This is a genomic window from Halopseudomonas salina (assembly GCF_008641105.1).
This window is the reverse complement of sequence record NZ_VTTI01000004.1, coordinates 41,181-67,298: the sequence shown is the minus strand read 5'-3', so window position 1 is coordinate 67,298 and position 26,118 is coordinate 41,181. Positions and strand designations below refer to the sequence as shown.

24 protein-coding genes and 2 tRNA genes are annotated in these 26,118 nt (G+C 57.6%); 20 read left to right on the top strand and 6 right to left on the bottom strand.

Annotation, left to right across the window (positions count from 1 at the left end):
* Window positions 1-115 precede the first annotated feature (115 nt).
* On the top strand, window positions 116-1,066 hold the full coding sequence (locus FZF01_RS07695; protein WP_150277576.1) for an NAD(P)H-quinone oxidoreductase: 951 nt from the start codon (window positions 116-118) through the stop codon (window positions 1,064-1,066).
* A gap of 49 nt (window positions 1,067-1,115) precedes the next feature.
* On the opposite strand, the gene FZF01_RS07690 is transcribed toward FZF01_RS07695, so the two are convergent.
* From FZF01_RS07690 to minC, 5 genes are all read right to left on the bottom strand, one after another.
* Complete coding sequence (locus FZF01_RS07690) at window positions 1,116-2,402, bottom strand: M18 family aminopeptidase (RefSeq protein WP_150277575.1); 1,287 nt, start codon at window positions 2,400-2,402, stop codon at window positions 1,116-1,118.
* 25 nt (window positions 2,403-2,427) lie between these two features.
* Window positions 2,428-3,063, bottom strand: a complete 636-nt coding sequence (locus FZF01_RS07685; RefSeq protein WP_150277574.1) for an RluA family pseudouridine synthase — start codon at window positions 3,061-3,063, stop codon at window positions 2,428-2,430.
* A gap of 50 nt (window positions 3,064-3,113) precedes the next feature.
* Window positions 3,114-3,374, bottom strand: coding sequence for a cell division topological specificity factor MinE (gene minE / locus FZF01_RS07680; RefSeq protein WP_150277573.1), 261 nt, complete (start codon window positions 3,372-3,374; stop codon window positions 3,114-3,116).
* Window positions 3,374-4,183, bottom strand: coding sequence for a septum site-determining protein MinD (gene minD, locus FZF01_RS07675; protein WP_150277572.1), 810 nt, complete (start codon window positions 4,181-4,183; stop codon window positions 3,374-3,376). The genes minE and minD overlap by 1 nt, the downstream gene beginning before the upstream one ends.
* A gap of 133 nt (window positions 4,184-4,316) precedes the next feature.
* Window positions 4,317-5,084 carry a septum site-determining protein MinC gene (gene minC, locus FZF01_RS07670; protein WP_150277571.1) on the bottom strand — a complete coding sequence of 256 codons (768 nt, stop codon included), beginning with the start codon at window positions 5,082-5,084 and terminating at the stop codon, window positions 4,317-4,319.
* 111 nt (window positions 5,085-5,195) lie between these two features.
* On the opposite strand from minC, the gene FZF01_RS07665 reads away from it, so the two are divergent.
* Together FZF01_RS07665 and FZF01_RS07660 are read left to right on the top strand one after the other, a co-directional pair.
* Window positions 5,196-6,152, top strand: coding sequence for a lipid A biosynthesis lauroyl acyltransferase (locus tag FZF01_RS07665; RefSeq protein WP_150277570.1), 957 nt, complete (start codon window positions 5,196-5,198; stop codon window positions 6,150-6,152).
* Window positions 6,149-7,336, top strand: coding sequence for a patatin-like phospholipase family protein (locus FZF01_RS07660; RefSeq protein WP_150277569.1), 1,188 nt, complete (start codon window positions 6,149-6,151; stop codon window positions 7,334-7,336). The genes FZF01_RS07665 and FZF01_RS07660 overlap by 4 nt, the downstream gene beginning before the upstream one ends.
* Before the next feature lie 4 nt (window positions 7,337-7,340).
* Here FZF01_RS07660 and rapA read toward each other — a convergent pair whose 3' ends face one another.
* Window positions 7,341-10,181, bottom strand: coding sequence for an RNA polymerase-associated protein RapA (rapA, locus tag FZF01_RS07655; protein WP_150277568.1), 2,841 nt, complete (start codon window positions 10,179-10,181; stop codon window positions 7,341-7,343).
* 315 nt (window positions 10,182-10,496) lie between these two features.
* Between rapA and FZF01_RS07650 the strand changes: the two genes are divergently transcribed.
* From FZF01_RS07650 to mgtE, 17 genes are all read left to right on the top strand, one after another.
* On the top strand, window positions 10,497-10,745 hold the full coding sequence (locus FZF01_RS07650; RefSeq protein ID WP_150277567.1) for a hypothetical protein: 249 nt from the start codon (window positions 10,497-10,499) through the stop codon (window positions 10,743-10,745).
* Window positions 10,746-10,786: 41 nt separating this feature from the next.
* Window positions 10,787-10,978, top strand: coding sequence for a hypothetical protein (locus FZF01_RS07645; RefSeq protein ID WP_150277566.1), 192 nt, complete (start codon window positions 10,787-10,789; stop codon window positions 10,976-10,978).
* Window positions 10,979-11,115: 137 nt separating this feature from the next.
* The gene (ccoM, locus tag FZF01_RS19675) at window positions 11,116-11,244 is read left to right on the top strand and encodes a cytochrome c oxidase subunit CcoM (protein WP_263363763.1); all 129 of its coding nucleotides are present in this window, start codon (window positions 11,116-11,118) and stop codon (window positions 11,242-11,244) included.
* Between the two features lie 170 nt (window positions 11,245-11,414).
* Window positions 11,415-12,056 carry a tRNA-uridine aminocarboxypropyltransferase gene (locus FZF01_RS07640; RefSeq protein ID WP_373286417.1) on the top strand — a complete coding sequence of 214 codons (642 nt, stop codon included), beginning with the start codon at window positions 11,415-11,417 and terminating at the stop codon, window positions 12,054-12,056.
* A gap of 185 nt (window positions 12,057-12,241) precedes the next feature.
* The gene (locus tag FZF01_RS07635; protein ID WP_373286410.1) at window positions 12,242-13,072 is read left to right on the top strand and encodes an SDR family oxidoreductase; all 831 of its coding nucleotides are present in this window, start codon (window positions 12,242-12,244) and stop codon (window positions 13,070-13,072) included.
* A gap of 184 nt (window positions 13,073-13,256) precedes the next feature.
* Window positions 13,257-14,441: a thiolase family protein gene (locus tag FZF01_RS07630; RefSeq protein ID WP_150277564.1), complete on the top strand. Its 1,185-nt coding sequence runs from the start codon at window positions 13,257-13,259 to the stop codon at window positions 14,439-14,441.
* 198 nt (window positions 14,442-14,639) lie between these two features.
* On the top strand, window positions 14,640-15,629 hold the full coding sequence (locus FZF01_RS07625; protein ID WP_150277563.1) for a GlxA family transcriptional regulator: 990 nt from the start codon (window positions 14,640-14,642) through the stop codon (window positions 15,627-15,629).
* A gap of 76 nt (window positions 15,630-15,705) precedes the next feature.
* A complete protein-coding gene (locus tag FZF01_RS07620) occupies window positions 15,706-16,920 on the top strand; it encodes an aspartate aminotransferase family protein (RefSeq protein WP_150277562.1) in 1,215 nt (404 codons plus the stop codon).
* 14 nt (window positions 16,921-16,934) lie between these two features.
* Window positions 16,935-17,954 (top strand): arginine N-succinyltransferase, encoded by a 1,020-nt coding sequence (locus tag FZF01_RS07615; protein ID WP_150277561.1) that lies wholly within the window; start codon window positions 16,935-16,937, stop codon window positions 17,952-17,954.
* A gap of 1 nt (window position 17,955) precedes the next feature.
* Window positions 17,956-18,996 (top strand): arginine N-succinyltransferase, encoded by a 1,041-nt coding sequence (gene astA, locus FZF01_RS07610; protein ID WP_150277560.1) that lies wholly within the window; start codon window positions 17,956-17,958, stop codon window positions 18,994-18,996.
* An 86-nt stretch (window positions 18,997-19,082) separates the two neighbouring features.
* Window positions 19,083-19,625, top strand: a complete 543-nt coding sequence (locus FZF01_RS07605) for a glutathione peroxidase (protein WP_150277559.1) — start codon at window positions 19,083-19,085, stop codon at window positions 19,623-19,625.
* A 126-nt stretch (window positions 19,626-19,751) separates the two neighbouring features.
* The gene (gene alaS, locus FZF01_RS07600) at window positions 19,752-22,379 is read left to right on the top strand and encodes an alanine--tRNA ligase (RefSeq protein WP_150277558.1); all 2,628 of its coding nucleotides are present in this window, start codon (window positions 19,752-19,754) and stop codon (window positions 22,377-22,379) included.
* Window positions 22,380-22,465: 86 nt separating this feature from the next.
* On the top strand, window positions 22,466-23,707 hold the full coding sequence (locus FZF01_RS07595; protein WP_150277557.1) for an aspartate kinase: 1,242 nt from the start codon (window positions 22,466-22,468) through the stop codon (window positions 23,705-23,707).
* A 215-nt stretch (window positions 23,708-23,922) separates the two neighbouring features.
* The gene (gene csrA, locus FZF01_RS07590; RefSeq protein ID WP_092386879.1) at window positions 23,923-24,108 is read left to right on the top strand and encodes a carbon storage regulator CsrA; all 186 of its coding nucleotides are present in this window, start codon (window positions 23,923-23,925) and stop codon (window positions 24,106-24,108) included.
* 60 nt (window positions 24,109-24,168) lie between these two features.
* Window positions 24,169-24,260: transfer RNA gene (locus tag FZF01_RS07585), tRNA-Ser, on the top strand.
* A 98-nt stretch (window positions 24,261-24,358) separates the two neighbouring features.
* Window positions 24,359-24,435, top strand: a tRNA-Arg gene (locus FZF01_RS07580).
* Window positions 24,436-24,595: 160 nt separating this feature from the next.
* Window positions 24,596-26,035: a magnesium transporter gene (mgtE, locus tag FZF01_RS07575; protein WP_150277556.1), complete on the top strand. Its 1,440-nt coding sequence runs from the start codon at window positions 24,596-24,598 to the stop codon at window positions 26,033-26,035.
* Window positions 26,036-26,118 lie beyond the last annotated feature (83 nt).

Genomic DNA, 26,118 nt, shown 5'->3' with positions numbered 1-26,118 from the left:
TTTCATTTAGAGTGGTCGCGTCCGGGGGAGAAAATAGTTCGATTGCAAGTTTAGGCTCGATGGGTGAATCTTGGTTCCCATCTTTGATTAGCTGATATTTCACTATGGAGGCACCGTGAGAGGATTGCAAGCCGAGGGAGGTTCGCTGCAATGGCGCGAACAGCCCGCAGTAGAGCTTATGACAGGGCAGGTTAGGGTCGCCGTAAAGGCATCCGGGCTGAACCGTGCGGATTTGTTACAAAAAGCCGGGATGTATCCGCCGCCGCCCGGTGTGACGCCCGTTTTGGGGTTGGAATGTGCCGGGGAAGTAGTCGAGATCAGTGGTCCGAGTCGTTGGCAGGTTGGCGACCGTGTCTGTGCACTTCTGGCCGGTGGCGGGATGGCGGATGAGGTGGTGGTTGATGGACGTCATTTGCTACCGGTGCCTGCGGGGCTCAATTGGGCTGAAGCAGCAGCGATCCCCGAAGTGTTCAGCACGGCCTGGCTTAACGTGTTCGAGCTGGGTGCGGCCCAGCCAGGCGAGAAGGTTCTTATCCATGCCGGTGCCAGTGGCGTGGGTACCGCGGCGGTTCAGTTGTGCAAGGCGCTCGGCAACCCCTGCTGGGTAACTTTGGGCAGTGAAGAAAAACTTCAGGCCTGCAAGGAGTTAGGCGCTACCGGGGGTGCGTTGCGTCAGAACGGTATCGCTTCTTTGCAGTCGGAAGGACCCTTTCAGGTTGCCCTCGATCCCGTGGGGGCGACCTATGCAGGAGACCACCTGGACCTGCTGGGCGTGGACGCCCGCTGGGTGCTGATTGGCCTGATGGGTGGGCGCGATGCCAAGCTTGATCTGGCGAAAATGCTGATGAAGCGGATCACTCTGGTGGGCTCGACATTGCGCACACGTGACGCTGACTACAAAGCTGGTTTGCTCGCGCGGATGGAGGAGCGTCTTTGGCCGCTCTTTGCCCAGGGCAAACTCAAGCCTATAGTAGCGAAAACCTTCAATCAGAATCAGGCGGAAGAGGCTTTCGCCGAGCTTGCGGCTGACAAGATCGTGGGTAAGGTCATTCTTGTAAGAGAGTAGGGCAGCTCTTCTTGGGCCCGCCGGCTAAAGGCGGGCCTCCTCGTTGCGTTCATACAAGCCGCTCGGTGTTGTAGAACTGCGTCAACACGCGGATCAGGTACTCTGTATCTCGACTGCCAGCCATTTCGCGGATCGAATGCATGGCAAAGGTCGGAACACCGATATCCACGGTGCGCACGCCAAGCCTGCTGGCCGTGATCGGCCCGATGGTACTGCCGCAGCCCATGTCACTGCGTACCACGAAACTTTGCACTGGCACGTCAGCCTGAACGCAAAGCTCCCGAAAAAATGATGAGGTCTCGCTGTTTGTGGCATAGCGCTGGTTGCTGTTGATCTTGATCACCGGGCCCGCATTCAGACGAGGGCCATGGTTGCCATCATGCCGGTCGGCAAAATTGGGGTGGACTGCATGGGCGTTGTCCGCCGAAATCAACACGGAGCGTTGGATCGTGCGGATACGCGCACTGTTATCAGGGATGACGCGCTTGAGCACGTCCTCGAGAAATGGACCATCTGCGCCGCAGGTTGAGCTTGAACCGACCTCTTCGTGGTCGGTACAGACCAGCATGCAGGGTTGGCCTGCCCCACTGTTTATCAGCGCAGCCAGCCCGGCATGACAACTGAGGAGGTTATCCAGACGCGCTGAACTGAAGAAATCGCCGTCCAGCCCCAGTGTGCTGGGTGGTTGGGTGTCATAGAAACTCAGTTCGTAGTCCAGCACCTGCTCCAGACCGCAATCTGGATGCTCCTTTTCCAGCTGACTGCGCAACAGCTCTCGCAGATCCTGCGTCGGTTCCTGACTGTGGGCCAGGACCGGTGGCAGGTCAGTCTGTGCATTGATCGCCAGGTTGTCATTCACACCCCGATTGAGATGGATCGCCAGGCTGGGAATGGTTGCAATGGGGCGGCGAAAATCAATCAGTCGACTCTGCAAATCACCGTCTCGGTTACGGAACGTCACCCGGCCAGCCAGGGACAGATCGCGATCGAACCAGGGAGCCAGCAGAACGCCACCGTAGACCTCTACGCCAAGTTGCCACAGACCCTGCTGATTGAGTTCTGGTTGTGGTTTGACGCGCAGACAGGGACTGTCTGTATGGGCGCCCACCAATCGGATGCCGGTTTCCGGCTTGCCCAGGGTGAACGCGATCAGGGAAGAACCATTGCGCGTCACCAGGTAGCGTCCGTCTGGTTTGAGTTGCCAGTCCGCTCGTTCGTCGAGGTGCTCGAAGCCCGCCGCAAGCAGGCTTTCTACCATGTGCTGGGTGGCGTGAAAGGGCGTGGGTGAAGCCTGGATAAAGTCAGCGAGCCGCTGGTTGGTGGGACTGTGGGTCATGCTTTAGCTCCTTGGCAGCAAACTGTCAGAACGGTGCCGGACTATCGAAAATCATGCGTTCACCCGTCTCCGGGTGGCTTATTCCCAGGCGGGCTGCATGCAGGGCCAGGCGAGGGCAGGCGTCCAGGGCTTCCCCTTGGGCGTAGAGCTGATCGCCAAGCAATGGATGGCCAATCGATAGCATATGCACCCGCAGCTGATGTGAGCGACCGGTTATTGGGGTCAATTCCACGCGAGAATACTCGGGAAGACGCTCGATAACCCGCCAGAAGGTTTGCGCGTGCTTGCCCTGCTCGTGGTCAACAACGTGTCTGGGCTTGGTGGCAGGGTCATAGCGCAGTGGCAGCTCGATCTGACCTGTTTCCGTGTCTGGCTGGCCCCAACACAACGCGATATACATCTTCTCGGTCTCGCGGTCGTGGAACTGGCGTGACAGCTCCCGGTGGCTATCGGCGTTGCGGCCCAATACCAGCAAGCCCGAGGTTTCCCAGTCGAGCCGATGCACGATACGTGCTTCGGGGTAGCCGTTGTCCTGCAGCCGGGTAATCAGACAGTCCTTGTTGTCCTCTGCGCGACCGGGCACGGACAGGAGCATCGAAGGCTTGCACACAACAAGAAAGGACGGATCCTCATGGAGGATCGAGATTTCACTAAGGGGCATGGATCTACCAGGCATTTAGCAGGACGCCTGGCCCAGGCGTCCTGCAGGGATCAGGGCCGTTCGGGCAGGGTGATGTTCAGTTCCAGGATCGAACAGTCATCCTGATTTTCAAGGGCCACGTGGACCTGTTCACGGTCAATTTTCACGTATTTGCTGATCACGTCGATGATTTCCTGCTGCAGTTGCGGCAGGTAGTCGGGCTGGGTCCGTTGTCCCCGCTCGTGGGCGACAATGATCTGCAGACGTTCCTTGGCCATCGAAGCGGTGGTGGTCGGCTTCTTGCGATCGCGGAAATAATCAAAAATACTCATTACCGACCCCCGAACAGGCGCTGCAGAAGGCCCTTCTTTTCAGCTTCCAGGAAGCGATGCGGGACGTCTTCACCAAGCAGGCGGGAGACTGCATCACTATACGCCTGACCAGCATCGCTGGTTTCATCCATGATGACCGGCACGCCCTGGTTGGAGGCTTTCAATACCGCCTGCGACTCCGGAATAACGCCCAGCAACGGGATCGAGAGAATATCTTCTACGTCGGTTACCGAAAGCATCTCACCGTTGGCAACGCGGGCGGGGTTGTAACGGGTAAGCAACAGATGCTCGCGGATCTTTTCACCTTTCTCGGCGTGCCGCGATTTGCTGGCCAAAAGACCCAGCATACGATCTGAGTCGCGAACGGAAGAAACCTCCGGGTTAGTCACTACCACGGCCTCGTCGGCGAAATACATGGCCAGATGCGCGCCTTTCTCGATACCGGCAGGGGAATCGCAAACGATATAATCGAAGGTCTCCTTCAGCTCGTTGAGCACTCGCTCAACACCGTCTTCGGTCAGGGCGTCCTTGTCACGGGTCTGCGATGCGGGAAGAATGAACAGCTTATCGCAGCGCTTGTCCTTGATCAGGGTCTGGTTGAGATTGGAGTCGCCATTGATCAGGTTGACGAAGTCATAGACCACCCGGCGTTCGCAACCCATGATCAGGTCGAGATTGCGCAGGCCGACGTCGAAGTCGACGATAACAGTCTTGAATCCGCGCAAGGCGAGCCCGGTACCTATGGCTGCGCTGGTTGTAGTCTTGCCAACTCCGCCCTTGCCTGAGGTGACGACAATAATCTTAGCCAAAGTGACCTTCCTGTCCGATAAATTGAGTGATTTGGATGCGCCGCGACGGCGTTTTGCGAGATGCCCGGAAGACACCTTGTGATGGCTCAAGGCTACGGTTTGCGGGCGCCCGCTGATGGTTGCACAGTATCAGTCATAGGGCTGCTATCTTCAAGCTGTCACCATCCAGACATACATGGACCGCGTTCTTCCACAGAGATTCCTTGCGCAGATCTTCAGCGACCTTGTAATGGCCAGCGATGGACACCAGTTCGGCCTCCAGTGACTGACAGAAAATCCGCGCTTGGGTGTCGCCGCGCACGCCAGCCAGGGCACGTCCGCGCAAAGGTCCGTAGACGTGAATGTTGCCATCGGCGAGGAGCTCGGAGCCAGCGCTGACCGGTGCCATCACAATCAGGTCTCCGCCTGGCGCATAGACCTGCTGGCCCGAGCGTATCGGTTGGGTGACGATTCTGTTCTGGCCTGGAGCGGCTGCGGGCTCTGGGGTATCTTCTTTAGCCGGATTTTCTGCTGGCGCTGGAGCTTCGTCGCTTACCGGCATATCCACCGTGCGGTCCCGCCCACGACCGGGGGGCATCAGAACCAGTCCGCTCTGTTGGGCCAGCGGCCGGAAGTTGTCACTGCCGCGTAGTGCCACCGGTAACAGCCCGTGGTTGCGACATATCTGCAGCAGGCCTGCCAAGGTGCTTACGTTCATATGAGCGTCAAGCTTTTCCAGGCTCAGCACCACGGGCGTGTCGCGAAACAGATTGGGCGCTTGTGCCGCTTTGTCGCCCAGTTGCCGGGCAAAACGGCCGGTGTCCAGACGGACTACTTCGATCACCGTAACGGTCAGCATGCCGCCCTTGAGATTGAACACGGGGTCGTTATCCAGCAGGTCGAGATTGGTATCAACAGTCATTTCAGATCCACAGAGCACGGTTAGTGGGCACACTTATATAGATTGGCCGCGCTGATCGCAAGCTGCGCGCTGCTTGGGTAGAATGCACTTTTAATAATGATGGCGTTACTTATGAGTGCTCCGGTTTTTCGTCCCGCGCTGTTGCATCCGCGTTATTGGCCGATCTGGCTCGGCTTGGGTCTGCTCTGGCTGATGGTGCGTTTGCCTTATCGAGTTCTGTTGGGGCTCGGCCACCTGGTGGGTGCAGGCATGTTTGTGTTCATGCGCGAACGTCGGCAGGTAGCCGAGACCAATTTGCGGCTATGCTTCCCCGACTGGTCTGATGAGCGCCGCAGCCGGGTGGTTCGCGACAATTTCGATTCCAATGGTATCGCCCTGTTTGAAATGGCCATGGCCTGGTGGTGGCCACGTGATCGGCTTGCGCGTCTGGCCCGGGTTGATGGGCTCGAGCACCTGCAGCAGGCCGCCGCTGCAGGTCAGGGCGTTGTGCTCACGTCCCTGCATTTCACTACCCTGGAGCTGGGTGCAGCGCTGCTCGGCCAACGGGTAACCATCGATGGAATGTATCGTGAGCACCGTAATCCGGTGTTCGATCTGGTGCAGCGGCGGGGTCGTGAGCGCCACAATGCTGATGCCCGGGCGATCGAGCGAGAAGACGTGCGAGCCATGTTCAAGTCGCTGCGCAGTGGCAGGGCGATCTGGTATGCACCTGATCAGGACTACGGGCGCAAGGCGAGTGTATTCGTGCCCTTCTTCGGCGTGCCGGCGGCGACCGTGACGGCGACAAGTTCCTTTGCCCGTCTCGGCAAGGCCCTGGTAGTTCCTTTTACCCAGACGCGTCTACCTGATGGTCAGGGCTATCAGTTGACCGTCCATGCACCTCTGGAGAATTTCCCCAGCGGTGATGAGGTAGCCGATGCCCTGCGCATAAACCAGTGGGCTGAGCAGGCGATCTTGGAACAGCCGGAGCAATATATGTGGGTTCACAGGCGTTTCAAGACGCGTCCGGAAGGTGAAGAGCGTCCCTATGCCAAGCGGCGCAAGCGCAAGCGCCGGAGCCGGGCATGAGCGATGAGGTGCACCCTGACGACTGTGTGCCGGGCACAACGGCTCTGGTGCTCGCCGGTGGCGGTGCCAGGGCGGCCTATCAGGTGGGTGTGCTCAAGGCGATAGCGGAGTTGCTGCCTGAGCCCGCGGTTAATCCCTTCCCTGTTATCTGTGGTACCTCCGCCGGTGCGATCAACGCGTTGGCGTTAGCGTCCAATGCCGGTGACTTCGCCAATGGAATTCACAGACTGAACGCCGTGTGGGCAAATTTTCGCTGCAACCAGGTTTATCGCTCTGACTGGCCCGGTGTAATCGCCCAGGCAGTGCGCTGGACTGGCGCCAACCTCCTGGGCATAGGGCGCCGCACACCCACGTCGCTGCTGGATAATCGGCCGCTGAGGCACTTGCTGGAGAAGCACCTGCATTTCGGCCGCATCGAAGGTGCATTGAACCAGGGGCATTTGCGGGCGGTTTCGGTGAGCGCCTTCGGTTACCAGTCCGCAGAGTCGGTCTGTTTTTACCAGGGCCATGAACGTATCAAGCCCTGGAGTCGCCACCGCCGGGTCGGCATCCAGACCCAGTTGGGTATCGATCACATGATGGCGTCGGCGGCGATTCCCCTGCTGTTCATGCCCGTCAAGCTCGGCCGTGAGTGGTTTGGTGACGGTGCTGTGCGTCAGAGGGCTCCGATCAGCCCAGCCCTGCATCTGGGTGCTGACAGGGTGCTGGTCATTGGTCTGTCGGACAATCTTGCCGAATCAGTCGACACCGGTCGGCGCGCCAGAAAAGTGGGGAGCGTATTGCCGCCTACCCTCGCACAAATGGGCGGCCATCTGCTTAACAGCACCTTTGTCGACAATCTGGAGAGTGATCTGGAGCTGCTTGAGCGCATGAACCGCCTGGCGAGTTTCATGCCGGAGGACGCGCGTCAGCATGGCAAGGGTCTCTTGCCAGTGGAGGTAATGATTATTGCGCCTAGCGAGCCTCTGGATCTCATTGCCGCGCGACACCGCCGCGCATTACCCGCTTCACTGCGCACCTTTCTGCGCGGTAGCGGGGCGACACGTGCCTCCGGGGGCAGTGTGCTGAGCTATCTTTTATTCGAGGCCGAATATTGCCAGGAGCTGATCGCGCTGGGCTATCGGGATGCGATAGCCAGGCGCGAAGAGCTGCAGCGTTTCCTTGGTCTGCTTTGCGCTGTCTAGACGCTCAGCCCACCACCAGCACCCGGATGGCATCCAGCCTGATTTTGGCATGACGCAGCTGCGTCAAGCCCTCTGTCTTGTGCACGTTCAGCGTGTCTATTTCGTCCGGCCGGACCAGCGGATTGACTTCGCGCAAGGCTTGCAGTCGATTGATTTCTTCATCCAGGTCCAGGGTGAAGCGGCGGCTGGCCTCTTCAACCAGTTCCTGGTGCTTCACGTCCGCTACGCTCTCGGCCTTATTCAACATGCTCTGGATAACATCACGCTGACTTTTTGCGATCTTGCTGGCAAGGTGTCGAGGTACGCTGTCCAGTTGTCCATCCAGGGTATCAAAGGCCACCTTGGCCGCCAGATCGTTACCGGTGACATCCAGCAAACACCGAACCGGCGTAGGCGGTAGATAGCGCTGCAGCTGCAAAGCCCGAGGTGCAATCGCCTCGCTGACAAACAGGCATTCCAGAAGCAGAGTGCCGGGTTTGAGCGCCTTGTTCTTCAATACGGCTACCGCGCTGTTACCCATGCTGCCGGCCAGTACCAGATCCATACCTCCCTGAAGCATGGGGTGCTCCCAGGTAATGAACTGCATGTCTTCCCGGGTAAGAGCTGTTTCGCGGTCATAGGTGATGGTCACACCTTCTTCATCACCCAGCGGGAATCCGGCGTCCAGCATGCGCTCGCCGGGCCGCAGAATGAGCGCGTTATCGGAGTGATCTTCGCTATCGATACCAAACACATCAAACAGCCGCTCCATGTATATAGCGAGCTGAAAGTCATTGTCCTGGGTTTCGATGGTTTCGATCATCTGCTGGGCATCGCCATGGCCGCGGGAATGGATCTCCAGCAGCCGATCGCGTCCGGCGTGCAACTCCTCCTCAAGCTCCAGCCGGCGGCTGCGTGCTTCGGCGAGCAGTAGTGTCCAGTCTTCCGGATCGGGGTTATCGAGCTGGTCTTGTAGCCGTACTCCGAACTCGTGTTGCAGTGCGTTGCCGGTCGGGCAGGTTTCCTCGAAGGCGTTGAGGGCCTGGTGGTACCAGACAAACAGTCGCTCCTGGGCCGTGTCCTGGAGATAGGGCACGTGTAGCTGGATGGTTTGCTGTTGGCCGATCCTGTCCAGACGGCCGATGCGCTGTTCGAGCAGGTCGGGGTGAGCGGGCAGGTCGAACATGACCATATGATGGGCAAACTGGAAGTTGCGCCCTTCACTGCCAATCTCGGAACAGATCAGTACCTGGGCGCCAAACTCTTCGTCGGCAAAAAATGCTGCCGCGCGGTCACGTTCGATAATGGACATGCCCTGGTGGAATACGGCCGCAGGAATACCGCTACGCACGCGCAGGGCGTCGTCGAGGTCCATTGCTGTGCCGGCATGGGCGCAGATCACCAGTACCTTGCTACGTTTGAGGGTTTTCAGCGTGTCGATCAGCCAGCCAACCCGCGGATCCTCCTGCCACCAGGGAGCGGGAGTGGCTTCAATGCCGGTCTGGAAGTCAGTCTCGGGATAGATCGCGCTGCGGCCCTGCAAGTCAAGATAAAGGTCCGGACAGGGCAATGCATTGGCGTGCAATTGGCGCTCTGGAAAGCCACTGATCGCGGCGCGGGTATTGCGATAGAGCACCCGGCCTGTGCCATGGCGGTCGAGTAACTGGCGGATCAGACTGTCGCGCGCTTCGCTTGCCGTATTGCCTGGCTTGTCCAGTTGATCGAGCAGGTCGTCGGAATTGCCGCCAAGCCACTGGCTGATGGCCTGTCGCTCGTTATCTGCCAGGGGCTTGGCATCGACCAGGGTTTGCACCGCTTCGGCCACGGGTTGGTAGCTTGAGGCCTCTTCACGAAAAGCTTCGAGATCGTGGAAACGGTCCGGATCCAGCAACCGCAGTCGGGCAAAGTGGCTCGCCTGGCCAAGCTGTTCGGGCGTGGCTGTGAGCAACAGGACACCGGGGATTCTGCCAGCGAGCTGTTCGACCAGTTCGTATTCGGGGCTGGGTTCATCCTCGTCCCAGACCAGGTGATGTGCTTCATCGACCACCAGCATATCCCAGTCGCTGGCTTGCAGGCACTGGCGGGCGAAGGGGTTGTCCAGAAGAAACTCGAGCGCTACCAACGCAAGCTGCTCTTCTTCGAACGGATTATCCTCGGCACCCTGGCAGCGTTCGATATTGAACAGGGCAAAGCGCAGATTGAACCGGCGCTGCATTTCTACCAGCCATTGATGCTGCAGGTTCTCAGGCACAACGATGAGTACCCGTTTGACCCGCCCGGTTTGCAACTGACGATGAATGACCAGGCCCGCTTCGATGGTCTTGCCCAGACCTACTTCGTCGGCTAGCAGAACCCGGGGGGCAATGCGATCGGCCACATCGCGGGCGATATGCAACTGATGCTCGATAGGCTGCGTGCGCACACCGGCCAGACCAAGCAGGGGAGAGCGTTGAATGCGGCAATGATGGCGCAGGCTTTCATAACGCAGACTGAACCAGGGCAGAGGGTCTATCTGACTGGCAAACAGCCGGTCGCTGGCAAGTCGAAACTGGATGAAGTTGTCCAGCATGGTTTCAGCAAACTCTGCAGGCTCATTGTTTTCCTTCAGCCCGCTATAAACCAGCAGCCCGTCCTGTTCGCTTACGGCAGTTACCGTCAGGGCCCAACCTTCGTGATGCGTGATGTTGTCGCCGGGGCTGAATCGCACACGGGTAAGTGGCGCATTTCGCAGCGCGTAGTGGCGGGTTTCGCCGCTGGCCGGGAAAAGAATGACCAGTAAACGTTCGTCCTGCGACAGCAGCGTGCCGAGTCCCAGTTCCGATTCGCTGTCACTTACCCAGCGTTGCCCCGGGGTATATATCGTCATGCCGCTCTCCTGCCCATCCGGAAAAGGCCAGTATATTAACTGAACATGTCCGGCGCAGAAACCGCTTATAGTCGACCTGTTGGCCTGTGAAATTCGTGTCCACGGCTGATTAAAGTTGCAAAATGTGGGTCGGATCACACAATCGGGGGATAAAGAAGAGGAATTCGTGGTCGATAAGATAAGAGCCTGGATGTTGAACCGAAGTCAGTTGATCGGAGCCGGGACACCTTATATCAGGCATCGGGGCGATCGGATTGTCGTCAACGCTGCTCATCAGTGCGTCGGCCTGCTGCAGTCAGGCCCAGTGAGGCAGCCATGCTTATACCCAATCTTCCCGTGCTCGGAGCACAGCAGGATCCCGTCAAGACCAAACGCAATGTCCAGCCCACCGCTGAGGCGGAGCGGGTGCACGAACATATGGAGCGTTCGGGTGAGCGCCGTCAGCGAGCCGAGGGACATTTTCCTGATCGGCGTCGCAATCGTGCTCGCCGCAAGCCGGTGAATGAACGCCGCGATATTGACGACCTGCCAAGCAAGGGCCTGCTGGTTGACATACAAGTCTGAAGGGGTGCTAACCTAAGCGCCAAAGCCTGGGACCCTGCGCCGTGACAGAGAAAACTGAACCTCTACCTGTAATCGATTTTGCCACCAGACGTAAGGAGCGCCTGCACCTGGTTCATGAAGCGCGTCTGGAAAAAATGCGTGGCGAGTTCGAAAAAGCCTTTCCGTTGCCGGGCAAGCCAGCGACTAAACTGACCAGGCCCACCAAGAAAAAAAAGAAGCCCCGCAAGCCCTGACACGGGTCACTGCTGCTTTAACCCCGGCACCTGAATTCCAGCACCTGCAAAATTCCTTCTCTTAATTGATCCGCGTCAATAACCCTGACAATGTGCAGGGGTATTCTTCAAGCATGGGCAATCAGAGGAGAGACCTCATGTTTATTGATGAAGTGGTACTTGCCGGGGTAGGGACAGTAGGTTTGATGATCGCATTTCTGGGTGGTGTGGCTCTGTTCATCTGGCGAGACAGCCACAAGAAGAAGCGTGGTCAAAAAGCCCCTTGAAATTTCAGGGGCCGGCGTCTGGCCGGCCCCAAACCAGTGCATGGCTCGCAAGGCCTTTGGCGGATCCCGTTATAGAGATCCGCTTTTTTTTGTTCGGCTGTTTCGGCGCACGCAGATACTGAGTAGGATTTAGCCACATTTGCCTTGATTGAGCTCCTGTGACCAAGCCCTTGAAAGCGCGCTGCGCTGTTTGTCTGCGGCCTGCAAATTTTTGTTTGTGCGCGCTGATCCCAACCCTGCAATGTGCCACTCGCATCCTGGTGATCCAGCATCCGCAGGAGCAGAAGCATGCGCTTAATACCGGTCGCTTGCTGGTTGCCGGGTTGGCGCATGCTGACCTTCTCGTAGCCGAGCAACTGCCTCCTGATTCGCCCGTTCTGCAACAGATATCGGATCCAGCCTGGTTCACCGAATTGCTTTTTCCGGGCGAAAGGGCTCAATTGCCAGTGCCGGCGCAATCAGGTGATGAACGTCCCCGGCGCCTTGTCCTGATTGATGGTACCTGGCGCAAGGCGCGCAAGATCCTCATGCTCAACCCCGTATTACAGAATCTGCCACGCGTTTGCCTGCCAGGTGGCCTGGTCAGCCGCTATCGCCTGCGCAAGACCAGGGTGCCGGACGCACTCTCTACTATCGAGGCGGGTGTTCATGCTCTGCAAATGATAGAGCCTGACCGCGACTATTCGGCCCTCCTGCACCCTTTCGAAGCGCTGATCGAGGGTCAGATCGAAGCCATGGGGGTCGAGTGCTATGAACGTAATCACAGCCCCTTGGTATGTGGTTATGTGAATTCCAGGCCAGCAAAGGATTAAGCCCCGGCGGCACATTCACCCGACAAAGCGTAAAGGGCGAACGGTTATTCGCAGAATTTATAATGCTCGGTTTTTGCTATCTGCGTCGCAGCTTGTGTTTAGACTGGAACCGGTAATTAGGTTTGAGACAAAACAACAAAATGCATCCCGCGCTGTTAGTCGGAGTGCGACCGGAGGTAGTGAACATGCAGTCAAATATGCACACTGGCGGGCAGCGGATAGTGGTAACAGGGGCCGGCAGCGGTCTGGGTCGTGAACTGGCACTGCGTTATGCCCGAGAGGGTGCACGCCTGGTGCTGGCAGACATCCAGGAAGCTGGTCTCAGAGAAACCCTGGAAATGGTCGAGGCCGCAGGTGGCAAGGGTTTCTGGCAGCGCTGTGATGTTCGTGACTTCAGTCAGTTGGCTGCCCTGGCCCAGAGTTGCGATGAGCGAATGGGCGGCATCGATGTGCTGATCAATAACGCCGGGGTGGCTTCTGGTGGATTCTTCTGGGATCTTACCCTCGAGGACTGGGAGTGGCAGATCAGTATCAATCTGATGGGGGTAGTCAAGGGTTGCAAGGCGTTCGTTCCGATGCTGATGAAGCAGAAACAGGGACGCATCATCAATATCGGCTCCATGGCCGCGTTGATGCAGGCCCCCGGCATGAGTAATTACAACGTGGCCAAGGCCGGAGTTGTGGCGCTTTCGGAAAGTCTGATGGCGGAACTTCACCCGATGGGCATCAAGGTCAACGTGGTGTGCCCGTCTTTCTTCCAGACCAATCTGCTGGATTCTTTTCGCGGCCCGGATCAGGCCGCCAAGCAACAGGTAGCCAAGTTGCTCGAGAGTTCGCCCATCAGTGCGGCTGATGTCGCTGATGTTGTCTACAGGGAAAGTGAGGCGGATATATTCATGATCCTTCCCCATGAAGCGGGTCGTGTTGCCTGGGCAGCCAAGCAGGCCAATCCACAGGTCATTTATGACGAGATGATCCGCCTTGCCGGGAAGAAGCTGGAGCCCTCTGCTGGCTGAGCGCCGACATGTTCTGCGCATGCTCGGGTATCACGCGGAATGATGATAGTACCCGCGCCACGGTGCGGGTTTTAGTCTCCGGGCCCTGCTAAAGTCCTCGTCCGAAGGGACTGCGTTAACTGTTGCCCAAACTCTGGTTCTGTATCAGTTGCTCCGAACCGACAAACTCAATCGAGGTATCAATATGCGTGAAGTGGTTATCGTAGACAGCGTTCGCACCGGTCTGGCCAAGTCGTTTCGTGGCAAATTCAACATCACTCGGCCCGATGACATGGCCGCCCATTGCGTCAATGCCCTGATCGAGCGCACTGGAATTGATCCTCTGCTGGTTGATGACTGCATTGTGGGTGCCGGTTCCAACGAAGGTGCGCAGGGCTACAATATCGGTCGCAACGTCGCCGTATTATCGGGCCTGGGTATCAATGCCGCAGGTATGACGCTAAACCGTTTCTGCTCGTCCGGTCTGCAGTCGATCGCCATCGCGGCCAACCAGATCGCCTCAGGCTGCTCCGACGCGATAGTCGCCGGTGGTGTCGAGTCCATCACCATGACGGCCAAGAGCCGCAACACGGATCACCTCTACAATCCGCGCCTTGAAGAAGAGCTGCCCGGTATCTATTACCCCATGGGTCAGACTGCCGAGGTAGTAGCGCGCCGCTACAATGTCAGCCGCGCAAGCCAGGATGCCTATGCTCTGCAGAGCCAGCAGCGTACTGCGCGTGCCCAGGCTGAAGGTCTGTTCAATGACGAGATCGTGCCGATGCCGGTCAAGTATCAGGTACAGGACAAGACGACCGGCGAAATCAGCATTGTTGAAGGCGTGGTTGATCGTGACGAGTGCAACCGTCCGGAAACGACGCTGGAAGGTCTGAACAGCCTGAAGCCGGTGTTCGCTGAAGACGGTTCGGTTACTGCCGGCAACGCTTCCCAGTTGTCTGACGGTGCTTCCATGACCCTGGTCATGAGCCTTGAGAAAGCGTTGGAGCTGGGCCTCAAGCCCAAGGCCTACTTCCGGGGTTTCACCGTTGCTGGATGTCAGCCTGATGAAATGGGTATCGGCCCGGTCTACTCGGTACCCAAGCTGCTCGAAGCCCGCGGTCTGAAGGTCGAGGACATTGATCTGTGGGAACTGAATGAAGCCTTTGCCTCACAGTGCCTGTATGCGCGTGATTATCTGGGTATCGACAACGAGAAGTACAACGTCAACGGTGGTTCAATCTCCATTGGTCACCCCTTCGGCATGACCGGTTCGCGTCAGGTCGGTCACCTGGTTCGTGAGCTCCAGCGTCGTAACCTGCGTTACGGTATCGTTACCATGTGCGTCGGCGGTGGCATGGGCGCTACCGGCCTGTTTGAAGTGTACAAGTAAGCCCCAAGGCCAGGCTCCGACTGCCCATGCAAGGGTAGCCGGTCAGAAGGGATGCAGCGTTACAGCGCTGCGTCCCTTTTTTTTGCCTGCGATCCGGTGCCCGATACCAGCGGCCAGGGGCTTGTGGCACAATGCGCCTTTGCATAACAGGGCTGAATCGGAACATGTGCAGGTCGCATGGCGATGGTGGGGCAAGGCATGGCAGTTGAGCTGCGAAGGGTAGCCTTCGTGCTGTGGCCAGGCACCCATCCGTCTGCCGTAATGCCGGCTCTGGCGGTATTGCGCTCAGCCAACAGAATGGCCGAAGCCGAACTGTATAGCGTTGAGTGCTTCACGCTGGACGATCAGCCGCTGATCAGTGACGAGGGCTGGCAACTGCCAGCCCGTCCCTGGAGCTGCGAGCATGCCACCCACGACCGTCTCTGGCTCGTGGCAGACGGCGTGGCCTTGCCCTCATCCTTGCCCGTTGGCCTGGCAAATCAATGTCGCAACCTGATTCGCGCGGGCCAGGTGATAGGTGCTCTGGAAGGGGGGGTTTATCCCCTGGCCATGAGCGGACTGCTGGATGATTGTCGCTGCGCGGTGCATTGGCGAATGATCGATGACTTTCGTGAACGTTTTCCGGCGGTTCTAGCTGGTAGCGAGCTTTTCGTCCAGGACCGCGGGCGGATGAGTAGCAGTGGGGGCCAGGCTACCCAAGACCTGTTTCTGGCCCTCCTGGCTGAAGAGCGCGACCCAGACCTTGCTGCTATGGTAGCTGAGGAGCTGGTGGTAGAGCGCCTGCGCGATGGTAGTGAGCGTCAGCGAGTCCCTTTGCGTAATCGCCTTGGCAGTACACATCCGAAGTTGACCCAGGCGGTGATCCTCATGGAGTCGAACATCGAAGAGCCTTTGACCACCGATGAAATTGCCCGACATGTGTGCGTGTCACGTAGGCAGCTTGAGCGTATTTTCAAGCAGTATCTCAATAGCGTACCGTCACAGTACTATCTTGAATTACGGCTCAACCGCGCCCGACAATTATTATTGCAGACCAGTAAATCGATTATCCAGATCGGACTGTCCTGCGGCTTCTCGTCGGGGCCACACTTTTCCAGCGCGTACCGTAATTGTTTCGGGATAACGCCGCGTGAGGATCGTAACCAGCGACGTGCGCAGCAGGCAATGGATGTGGCATCCAGGGCCTGAAGGGTAGTCAGGTGCAGGGTATAACAAGCAAAGCAGATCAGGATAATGGCCCTGAGGGGCAGAGGAGAGCAGTCGGATGTCAGATGTAATGCAGGTAGGCCGGGCGGATTTCGACCGGGTCATGGTCCCCAACTACGCTCCTATCGATATGATCCCGGTGCGCGGTGAGGGTTCGCGCCTGTGGGACCAGCAGGGTCGCGAGTATGTCGACCTGGCCGGGGGTATCGCTGTGAATGTACTGGGCCACGCCCATCCGCAACTGATCGACGCGCTCACCGAGCAAGCCGGCAAGCTCTGGCATGTGTCCAATGTGCTGACCAACGAGCCTGCGCTGCGTCTGGCCAGCAAACTGGTCGATGCCACCTTTGCAGACAAGGTGTTTTTCGCCAATTCCGGCGCCGAAGCCAACGAGGCCGCTTTCAAGCTGGCCCGGCGCTGGGCCCATGAAACCGTCGGCCCCGACAAGCATGAGATCATTGCCTGTACCAACAGTTTTCACGGACGCACTTTGTTTACCGTCAGTGTTGGCGGTCAGCCCAAGTACTCGCAGGGCTTCGGTCCGGCACTGGAGGGCATCAGTCACGTGCCCTACAACGACCTTGCTGCACTGGAGCGGCAGATATCATCACGTACCTGCGCGGTGGTTATCGAGCCGATTCAGGGTGAAGGCGGGGTAATACCCGCAGCGCCGGGGTATCTGCAGGCTGTCCGGGAACTATGTGATCGGCATGGCGCGTTGCTGATCTTCGACGAGGTGCAGAGCGGCATGGGGCGTACCGGCAAACTATATGCCTATATGCACAGTGATGTGACGCCGGACATTCTCACCAGCGCCAAGAGCCTGGGGGGCGGCTTCCCGATTGCTGCAATGCTGACCACCGACGCCATTGCTGCGCACTTTGCGGTCGGCACCCATGGCAGTACCTACGGTGGCAACCCCCTGGGGTGCGCGGTGGCCGAACGGGTGCTGGACATTATTAATACCGAGCAGGTTCTGGCCGGTGTTGATGCTCGTCACCGGCTGCTGGTCGACGGCATCATGACGGTAAACCGGGAGTTTTCCGTTTTTTCCCAGGTGCGCGGCCAGGGTTTGCTGCTGGGTGCGGTATTGGCCGATGCATGGCGCGGTCAGGCCAGGCAGATCCAGGAAGCCGCACAGCGGGAAGGGCTGCTGGTATTGCAAGCCGGCCCTGATGTGATGCGCATGGCCCCCAGCCTGGTTATCAGTGAAGCTGATATCACTGAAGCCATGCAGCGCCTGCACAAGGCCCTTGGCCACCTGGCTGAATAACCGCGGAGAGCGCCATGCTGGTTCAACGCCTGAGCAGAGTCTCGGATCTTCCCGAAATTCGCCGTCTGGCCGCATCCAGTCCGGCAGGCGTCACTGCGCTGCCGGATGATGAGGTTTTACTTGCGGAGATTCTCGAGGCGTCCGAGGCATCCATGACCGAGGAGATCAGCTTCAGTGGGGAGGAGCGCTATTTCTTTGTTATCGAGGATACGCTCAGTGGCGCACTGGCAGGCTGCAGTAGCGTGGTGGCCTCAGCGGGCTTCAGCGAACCTTTTTATGCCTTTCGCAACGAAATGTTTGTGCACGCTTCCAGGCAGCTCGGGCTGCATAACCGCATGCATGTGCTGTCGCTGTGTCATGACCTGACGGGGCACAGCCTGCTTTCCGGCTTTCATCTGGAGTCGGCTTTTCAGCATGCCGACGCAGTGACCCTGAATGCGCGGGGTCGGCTTCTGTTCATGGCCAGCCACCCCCAGCGTTTCGCTGAATCGACTTCGGTGGAAATCGTCGGTGTAAGCGATGAGCAGGGTAACGCCCCTTTCTGGGACGCGGTTGGGCGGCATTTTTTCGCGGTCACCTATAGTGAGGCCGAGCGTATCGGAAGTAGTCGCGGGCGCAGTTGTCTGGCCGAGCTGATGCCCGGTTATCCGATTTATGTCCCTATGCTTTCCGACGAGGCCCAGGAAGTAATAGGTCAGGTGCATCCGTCGGCCGAGCGTGTGTTTGATCTGCTGATGCAGGAAGGTTTCGAGACTGATAATTACGTGGATATATTCGATGGTGGACCGGTAGTGCATGCGCGGACCCGTGAATTGCATACGGTGCGCAATAGCCTAGTGGTTCCTGTGGAAGTGGGGCAGATGGCCACAAGTGGTGAAAGCTGGCTGGTTGCCAATGAGCGGATCAGCGATTTCCGAGCCTGCGTGATGCCGCTGGCTGTCCTGCCAGGCCAGCCGGTAGTGCTCGATCAGCGTATGGCAGATTTGCTGGGTGTGGTAACCGGGGATACATTGCGACTGGCGAGGGAGGTCTGACATGCTCGTACGTGCAGCCCGGGTCACTGATATTGGTAGTCTTCTGGAGCTCGCTGTCAACGCGGGGGCCGGACTGACAACGCTACCTGCGAGCGAAGAGCGTCTGTTGCGCCGCCTGCAGAATGTGGAGCAGAGTTTCCTTGGGCGGGTAGAGCGAGCCGACAGCGATTACCTTTTTGTGCTGGAAAATGAAATCGGTCAGGTAGTAGGCACCAGTGGGATGCTGGGCTCGGCGGGTATGCGCGAGCCGTGGTACAGCTACCGGATGGGGCTGACGGTGGCAGCCAGTCGCGAGTTGGATGTGTATCGTCAGCAACCGACCCTTTTTCTGGTCAACGATCTGACCGGTGCGACTGCATTGTGCTCACTGTATTTGCCGGAGCAGTATCGCCAAAGCGATATAGCGAGGCTGATTTCAAAAGCACGCTTCCTGTTCATGGCCGAGTTCATTGGCTCTTTCTCTCCCCGCGTCATTGTGGAAATGCGTGGGCGTTCCGACCGCGACGGCCGCTCCCCCTTCTGGGATAGTCTTGGCCAGCACTTTTTTCGCATGGATTTCGCGCGCGCGGACTATCTCACCGGTATGGGCAACAAGGCGTTCATTGCCGAAATGATGCCCAAGTTTCCCCTGTATGCCTGTTTTCTGAGCGAAGCGGCTCGAGAGGCGATTGGAAAGGTACATCCCGACTCCGAGGCCGGGTTGGCGATTGTTCAGGAAGAGGGTCTCAGCTACCAGGGTTACATCGATATATTTGATGGCGGCGCAACACTGGAGGCGCCGCTTGCCCAGGTCCGATCGGTCAGTGAGAGCCGGGTGCTGGTGCTGGCTATCGGCACGCCGGGGGATGATGCCGAGCCCTTTCTCATTCACAATCGCAGTCGCTACGATTGCCGCATGATCAGCGCCCCGGCGCGCATGGCTGCGGGGACTCTAGTGGTTTCCCGTGATAGCGCGGAAAGTCTCGGTCTGCGTTCTGGAAAGCCAGTCAGGGCGGTATCGCTGTGCGGCAACGAATCCAGAGTTCAGCCTTACGCCAGGTGACACAACGGCTTACATGAGTCTTCTTGGTCCGCTGCCGCCAGGTTCCTATACTCCGCTCTCTACCCACGCATCATGGAGCATTCCCCATGCGCCGCTTTGCCTCTACCTCGGTGCTATTGATCTGTGTCTTTGCCAGTCAGTCGGTCCTGGCTGATTGCGCCGCCATTCTGCAGCATGAAATGCCGGCATTGCGCTCCAAGGATACCGTCGACCTGTGCGAACGCTTCGCCGGCAAGCCCTTGTTGATTGTCAATACAGCCAGTTTTTGCGGCTTTACTCCACAGTTCAAGGGGCTGGAAGCCCTTTATCAACGTTACCGCGGGCAGGGCCTGGAAATTCTCGGTGTGCCCTCCAACGATTTCCGGCAAGAGGCTGCGGAGATCGAAAAGGTAGCCGATGTCTGCTACGTCAATTATGGCGTGACCTTTGCCATGACAGATCCCCAGACGATAACCGGTGCCGATGCCCACCCGTTGTACCGTCAGTTGACCGATGCCACCGGCCAGCCTCCAGGTTGGAATTTTCACAAGTACCTGATCGACAGGGACGGGCGGGTAGTCGGTGATTTTGCCAGCCAGGTGGCGCCCGATGCCCCCGCGCTCGTCAAGGCCATTGAATTGGCACTCTGACCCGCACTCTCTTTGTCATAATCGGCTTGAGGCATGATGCATGTGGGCGCCTGATGCTTATATAATGCGCGCCAGACCACGCCTGCGCCCGGAGCTCAGGCTGCACCCGATTCTGGTAGGGAATTTATGAAAAGCGCAGAGATTCGAGAAGCATTCCTCCAATTTTTCGAACATAAGGGCCACACACGTGTGGCGTCCAGTTCGTTGATACCGGAGAACGATCCGACCCTGCTATTCACCAACGCGGGGATGAACCAGTTCAAGGACTGTTTTCTGGGTCTGGAGACCCGCGCCTACACCCGCGCTGCCAGCAGCCAGAAATGCGTGCGCGCCGGCGGTAAACACAACGATCTGGAAAACGTTGGCTATACAGCTCGGCACCACACCTTTTTCGAGATGCTGGGCAACTTCAGCTTCGGGGACTATTTCAAGCGCGATGCGATTCTCTACGCTTGGGAATTCCTGACTTCGGACAAATGGCTGAACCTGCCCAAGGATAAGCTCTGGGTCACGGTGTACGCCACGGACGACGAAGCCTATGACATCTGGACCAGGGAAGTTGGCGTACCCGAAGCGCACATGGTGCGCATTGGTGACAACAAGGGCGCACCCTATGCTTCGGACAATTTCTGGGCGATGGGCGATACCGGTCCATGCGGTCCGTGCAGCGAAATATTCTACGATCATGGACCTGATATATGGGGCGGCCCCCCGGGTAGCCCCGAAGAGGACGGTGACCGCTACATTGAGATCTGGAACAACGTCTTCATGCAGTTCAATCGTACGGTAGAGGGCGAAATGCAGCCTCTACCTGCTCCCAGTGTCGATACCGGCATGGGCCTGGAGCGGATCAGTGCGGTAATGCAGCATGTGCACGCAAACTATGAAATAGATCTGTTCCAGAACCTGCTGCAGGCTTCGGCCAAGGCGATCGGCTGCGAGCATGACGATGCGGCGTCGCTGAAAGTGGTGGCTGACCATATCCGCTCTTGCAGCTTTCTGATCGCCGATGGCGTGGTGCCGTCCAACGAAGGCCGCGGTTATGTATTGCGCCGTATCATTCGCCGGGCCTGCCGACACGGCAACAAATTGGGCGCTCAGGGCGTGTTTTTCCACAAGATCGTTACGGCATTGGTCGCCGAGATGGGAGAAGCCTTTCCGGAGCTTAAAGCCCGTCAAGCGCACGTCGAGCGGATTCTCAAGACCGAGGAAGAGCAATTTGCCAAGACCCTCGAGCAGGGTCTGAAGATTCTCGAACAGGATCTGGCCAGTTTGAAGGGCACCGAGATCCCGGGTGACGTGGTCTTCAAGCTGTATGACACCTACGGTTTTCCGATGGATCTGACCGGAGACATTGCTCGCGAGCGTGGACTGACGCTGGATGAGGCAGGATTTGAAAGTGCTATGCAGGCCCAGCGTGAACGCGCCCGCTCTGCCAGTCAGTTCGGGATGGATTACAACAGCCTGGTCAAGATTGACCTGGAAACCGAGTTTCAGGGTTACGAAGGTACTCAGGGCGCGGGCGAGGTAGTTGCATTATTCCGTGAGGGGCAGGAGGTCGAGTGGCTGCGCGATGGTGAAAAAGGCGTGGTCATACTCGATACGACACCCTTCTATGCCGAGTCTGGCGGGCAAGTGGGGGATACCGGATATTTCGAGATAACCACAAGCGGCCTGCGTTTCGATGTGCGTGACACCACCAAGAATGGTGCGGCGCATCTGCATCATGGTGTCGTGGCCAGTGGTGAATTGCGCAAGGGTGACCAGGTAAAAGCGGTGGTTGACGGTGATATTCGCCAGGCGACCAAGCTTAATCACTCGGCTACCCATCTTCTGCACGCGGCGCTGCGTCAGGTGCTCGGGGACCATGTCCAGCAGAAGGGCTCCCTGGTTGACAGTCAAAGGTTGCGGTTTGATTTCAGTCACTTCGAGTCGATTAGTGCGCAGCAGCTGCGCGAGCTGGAAGACATGGTCAATGAGCAGATTCGCCTCAACACGGCTGTTGCGATCGAGGTGACCGATATTGAAACCGCAAAGAACAAGGGTGCAATGGCCCTGTTTGGTGAAAAGTACGGCGATCGGGTTCGCGTGCTGACTATGGGTGATGGCTTCTCGGTTGAGCTCTGTGGTGGTACCCATGTTAGCCGCACAGGTGATATCGGCCTGCTGAAAATCACCAGCGAAACCGGTATTGCTGCGGGCGTGCGGCGTATCGAGGCAGTGACGGGAGCAGGCGCGCTAGAGTTGACTCGCGAAGCTGACGACCAGTTGCGGCAAATCGGTCAGGCAGTCAAGGGTGGCCGGGAAAACCTGCTGGACAAGGTTGCGTCACTGGTGGAGCGAAGCCGACAGCTGGAGAAGGACGTAGAGCAGCTCAAGGCCAAGTTGACCAGTGCCGCAGGTAGTGACATGGCGTCCGAAGCTAAGGAAGTTGGCGGAATGCCAGTTCTGGTCAAACGGGTAGACGGTCAGGATGGCAAAGCGCTGCTGGGGCTGGTGGATCAGCTGAAAAACAAGCTTGGATCGGCCGTAGTGCTGCTGGCAGGTGAGTTCGATGGCAAGGTCGTGCTGGTTGCCGGTGTCACCAAGGATCTTGTTGGCCGCGTAAAGGCCGGTGATCTGATCCGCAATGCTGCTGCCGTGGTTGGCGGCAAGGGCGGAGGGCGTCCGGATATGGCTCAGGGTGGTGGTGTTGACGTGGCTGCGATCGACAGGGCGCTAACCGATGCTGCCAGTTGGCTGGGCGAGCAGTAGAGGCAGGTCAAACAAGGATCAGTTGCCTGAGGGTGGCTGACGAACCGTCGGGAAACCGATATTCACAGGGGGCTGGTGCAAACATAATGGCACTTATTGTCCAGAAGTTTGGTGGTACCTCGGTTGGCAGTGTCGAGCGCATTTGCCAGGTAGCCGAGAAGATCAAAGGGTTCAGATCTCGGGGTGTGGACCTGGTCGTCGTTGTGTCTGCAATGAGTGGCGAAACCAATAGGCTGATCGATCTGGCTAGGCAGGTTCAGAGTGAACCTGATCCGCGCGAAATGGACGTCATCCTGTCCACCGGTGAACAAGTCACCATTGGTCTGTTGGCCATGGCTCTCAAGGCGATCAATGTACCGGCAGTTTCCTACACCGGATCACAGGTTCGCATAGTGACTGACAATGCGCACAACAAGGCGCGTATTCAGCATATTGACGATGCCAATATCCGCGGTGAGCTCGCTGCGGGCAAAGTGGTTATCGTGGCTGGCTTTCAGGGCGTTGACGAGCAGGGCAACATCACCACCCTGGGGCGTGGCGGCTCGGACACAACTGGGGTGGCTCTTGCAGCTGCGCTCAAGGCAGATGAGTGCCAGATCTATACCGACGTGGATGGCGTCTATACTACAGACCCGCGGGTCGTGGAGAGTGCCAGGCGTCTCGAGCGCATCACATTTGAAGAGATGCTCGAAATGGCCAGCCTTGGCTCCAAGGTATTGCAGATAAGATCGGTGGAATTCGCCGGCAAATACAATGTGCCGTTGCGCGTTCTGCATAGTTTCAAGGAGGGTCCCGGGACCCTGATCACGTTCGAGGATGATGCTTCAATGGAACAACCCGTCATTTCCGGTATTGCCTTTAACCGCGACGAAGCCAAGCTGACTATTCGGGGCGTGCCGGATGTACCGGGCGTGGCCTTCAAGATACTCGGCCCGATCAGCGCTGCTAATATAGAAGTGGATATGATCGTGCAGAACGTTTCGAGCGATAACACCACCGATTTTACCTTCACCGTGCATCGCAACGATTTGCGCAAGGCTGAAGAGATCTTGCGTCAGGTAGCCGATAACCTGGGTGCGCGGGAAGTTGGGGGTGACAACAAGATTGCCAAGGTCTCGATTGTCGGTGTGGGTATGCGCTCACATGCGGGTGTGGCGAGCCAGATGTTTGAGGCCTTGTCCAATGACAGTATCAATATCCAGATGATATCCACCTCCGAAATCAAGATTTCGGTGGTGATTGACGAAAAGTATCTCGAGCTGGCGGTGCGCAGTCTGCACAGTGCCTTTGGCCTTGATGCCGATTCGGCTACCGAAGATCATCTGTAAAGGTTTGCGGTTGCGCGGTGAGCGTAATCGCGGGGGCGTGGTTTCTGGCTGTCGCGTCCCATCTGTCCTTCAGTTGCTGAGGTATGCGTCACAACGTCAAGGCGAACGAGTTGTTCTCTTGCGTTGTCATACGGTTACCGCAGCGGCAGGGTGACAGGCAACATGCCGGTTTTTTGCAGACTGCTGTGTCCTGATCATGAGCAAGGAGAAATGGAATGCTTATTTTGACTCGAAGGGTTGGTGAGACCCTGATGGTAGGTGATGAAGTCACTGTAACCGTACTGGGCGTAAAGGGTAATCAGGTACGAATTGGGGTTAATGCCCCCAAGGAAGTGGCCGTGCACCGCGAAGAAATCTATCAGCGCATCCAGAAAGAAAAGGATGACGAACCAAATAGTTAATTTCATTGAGTTTTTGTTTGCATTAAAGGCAGCGCGCAGTTACTATTTTGCGCGTGTTACGGAGAGGTGGCCGAGTGGCTGAAGGCGCTCCCCTGCTAAGGGAGTATACCTGTTAAAGGGTATCGCGGGTTCGAATCCCGCCCTCTCCGCCACTTATGTGGTATAGGGTTGGTCATACGTTAGTTTCTGAATCAGAAGGGAAAAAAGCGTTTGACAGCGAAAAAACAGTCCCTATAATACGCCCCACAATGCACTCGTAGCTCAGCTGGATAGAGTACTCGGCTACGAACCGAGCGGTCGGAGGTTCGAATCCTCCCGAGTGCACCAATTAAGAAACCCACTGGTTATCCGGTGGGTTTTTTTTTGCCTGAAATGAAAGCCTGCTAGGCTTTCAGTGCTTCTGGATGTTGGTCCCGGCTTGTTCGCTGATGAGCCTCCTGCTCGGTTGTTGTTGTTCGCCCACTGTGTCTTTCAGGGAAGTCACGCCATGCCTGTTCCCAATAGAAAATCCCCCGAAAGTCTCACGGATCGTCTGGATCAGGTGACGACTCTGCTGCGCAAGCATCGTCTGGTCGAGAACCTGGTGCATAAGCAGGAGGGCGCGCACCAGGATCTGGTTGAGCAGTTGGTGCACAAGCAGAATACGGTCGAGCTGCAGCGCAAGCTCGATGAGCTGCACCCGGCGGACGCCGCTTTCATACTTGAATCCTTGCCCCTTGAGGAGCGTCTGGCTGTCTGGCAGCTGGTCAGGTCAGATCGTGACGGCGAAATTCTTCTGGAGGTGTCAGACGCCGTTCGGGAGGCGTTGATCGCCGATATGGACGATCACGAGATCATAGCGGCCGCTACCAATCTGGACGCCGACGAGCTGGCGGATCTTGCCCCTGATCTACCCAGGGATGTGGTTCGCGAATTGATGGACACGCTGGACGCTCAGCAGCGTGAGAGACTCAAATCGGCCCTGTCGTTTGATGGCGATCAGGTTGGCGCCCTGATGGATTTCGATATGGTGACCATTCGTGATGATGTCACGCTGGAAGTCGTCAGTCGGTATCTGCGACGTTTCGAGACTCTGCCGGATCATACTGACAAGCTGTTTGTGGTCGACCTGGAAGGCGTGCTCAAGGGCGTGCTCTCGGTCAAGAAGCTGCTGGTGACGTCGGATGATCAGCTAGTAGCGGACGTAATGACCACCGACCCGGTTATTTTTGATCCCCATGATGATGCAGGGGAGGCTGTTCAGGCCTTCGAGCGCTACAACCTGGTGTCTGCGCCGGTGGTAGACCACAAGGGCAAGTTACAGGGTCGTCTGACCATTGAGCAGATGCTCGACTACATACGCGAGGAAAATGAGACCGATGCGTTGAATGCGGCTGGTCTGGTAGAGGAAGAGGATATTTTTGCCTCGGTATGGAAGTCGGTTCGCAATCGCTGGGCCTGGCTCGCAGTGAATTTGTGCACCGCACTTGTCGCCTCTCGGGTCATAGGCCTGTTCGAGAATTCGATAGAGCAACTGGTAGCCCTGGCGGCGCTGATGCCAATCGTCGCCGGAGTTGGGGGGAACTCCGGGAACCAGACCATCACCTTAATAGTCAGAGGGGTCGCAACTGGTCAGGTACAGCTGTCCCACGGTGAGCGGCTCTTGCGCAAGGAAGCGGGGGTGGCGCTGATCAACGGTCTGGTCTGGGGTGCCGTTCTGGGGGTAATCGCCTGGTTGCTGTATTTCAACATAGCTTTATCAGTAGTGCTGATGTCGGCAATGGTGCTGAACATGATGTTGGCAGCATTTATGGGTGTAGTGATTCCGTTGCTACGTGTGCGCATGGGAGGCGACCCGGCTCTGGGCTCAAGTGTCCTGATTACAGCGATCACTGATAGCGGTGGGTTTTTCATTTTTCTGGGGCTGGCCACTGTGTTTCTGCTGTAGTTCGATGTCGCCTGGTTTGCCAAAAATGTCACATCAGGCTACATTAGCCCGGTTTTGCGAGCAGAACGGATAGTTTGTTGCTA

Excerpts from the sequence above, each read along its gene's own strand:
- FZF01_RS07650 (WP_150277567.1), top strand. The coding sequence starts at position 10,497 with ATGCTTATACCCAATCTTCCCGTGCTCGGAGCACAGCAGGATCCCGTC.
- FZF01_RS07690 (WP_150277575.1), bottom strand. The coding sequence starts at position 2,402 with ATGACCCACAGTCCCACCAACCAGCGGCTCGCTGACTTTATCCAGGCT.
- mgtE (WP_150277556.1), top strand. The coding sequence starts at position 24,596 with ATGCCTGTTCCCAATAGAAAATCCCCCGAAAGTCTCACGGATCGTCTG.
- FZF01_RS07660 (WP_150277569.1), top strand. The coding sequence starts at position 6,149 with ATGAGCGATGAGGTGCACCCTGACGACTGTGTGCCGGGCACAACGGCT.
- FZF01_RS07615 (WP_150277561.1), top strand. The coding sequence starts at position 16,935 with ATGCTGGTTCAACGCCTGAGCAGAGTCTCGGATCTTCCCGAAATTCGC.
- FZF01_RS07685 (WP_150277574.1), bottom strand. The coding sequence starts at position 3,063 with ATGCCCCTTAGTGAAATCTCGATCCTCCATGAGGATCCGTCCTTTCTT.
- minE (WP_150277573.1), bottom strand. The coding sequence starts at position 3,374 with ATGAGTATTTTTGATTATTTCCGCGATCGCAAGAAGCCGACCACCACC.
- FZF01_RS07625 (WP_150277563.1), top strand. The coding sequence starts at position 14,640 with ATGGCAGTTGAGCTGCGAAGGGTAGCCTTCGTGCTGTGGCCAGGCACC.
- ccoM (WP_263363763.1), top strand. The coding sequence starts at position 11,116 with ATGTTTATTGATGAAGTGGTACTTGCCGGGGTAGGGACAGTAGGTTTG.
- FZF01_RS07630 (WP_150277564.1), top strand. The coding sequence starts at position 13,257 with ATGCGTGAAGTGGTTATCGTAGACAGCGTTCGCACCGGTCTGGCCAAG.
- astA (WP_150277560.1), top strand. The coding sequence starts at position 17,956 with ATGCTCGTACGTGCAGCCCGGGTCACTGATATTGGTAGTCTTCTGGAG.
- FZF01_RS07595 (WP_150277557.1), top strand. The coding sequence starts at position 22,466 with ATGGCACTTATTGTCCAGAAGTTTGGTGGTACCTCGGTTGGCAGTGTC.
- csrA (WP_092386879.1), top strand. The coding sequence starts at position 23,923 with ATGCTTATTTTGACTCGAAGGGTTGGTGAGACCCTGATGGTAGGTGAT.
- FZF01_RS07665 (WP_150277570.1), top strand. The coding sequence starts at position 5,196 with ATGAGTGCTCCGGTTTTTCGTCCCGCGCTGTTGCATCCGCGTTATTGG.
- FZF01_RS07620 (WP_150277562.1), top strand. The coding sequence starts at position 15,706 with ATGTCAGATGTAATGCAGGTAGGCCGGGCGGATTTCGACCGGGTCATG.
- FZF01_RS07605 (WP_150277559.1), top strand. The coding sequence starts at position 19,083 with ATGCGCCGCTTTGCCTCTACCTCGGTGCTATTGATCTGTGTCTTTGCC.
- alaS (WP_150277558.1), top strand. The coding sequence starts at position 19,752 with ATGAAAAGCGCAGAGATTCGAGAAGCATTCCTCCAATTTTTCGAACAT.
- minC (WP_150277571.1), bottom strand. The coding sequence starts at position 5,084 with ATGACTGTTGATACCAATCTCGACCTGCTGGATAACGACCCCGTGTTC.
- rapA (WP_150277568.1), bottom strand. The coding sequence starts at position 10,181 with ATGACGATATATACCCCGGGGCAACGCTGGGTAAGTGACAGCGAATCG.
- FZF01_RS07635 (WP_373286410.1), top strand. The coding sequence starts at position 12,242 with ATGCAGTCAAATATGCACACTGGCGGGCAGCGGATAGTGGTAACAGGG.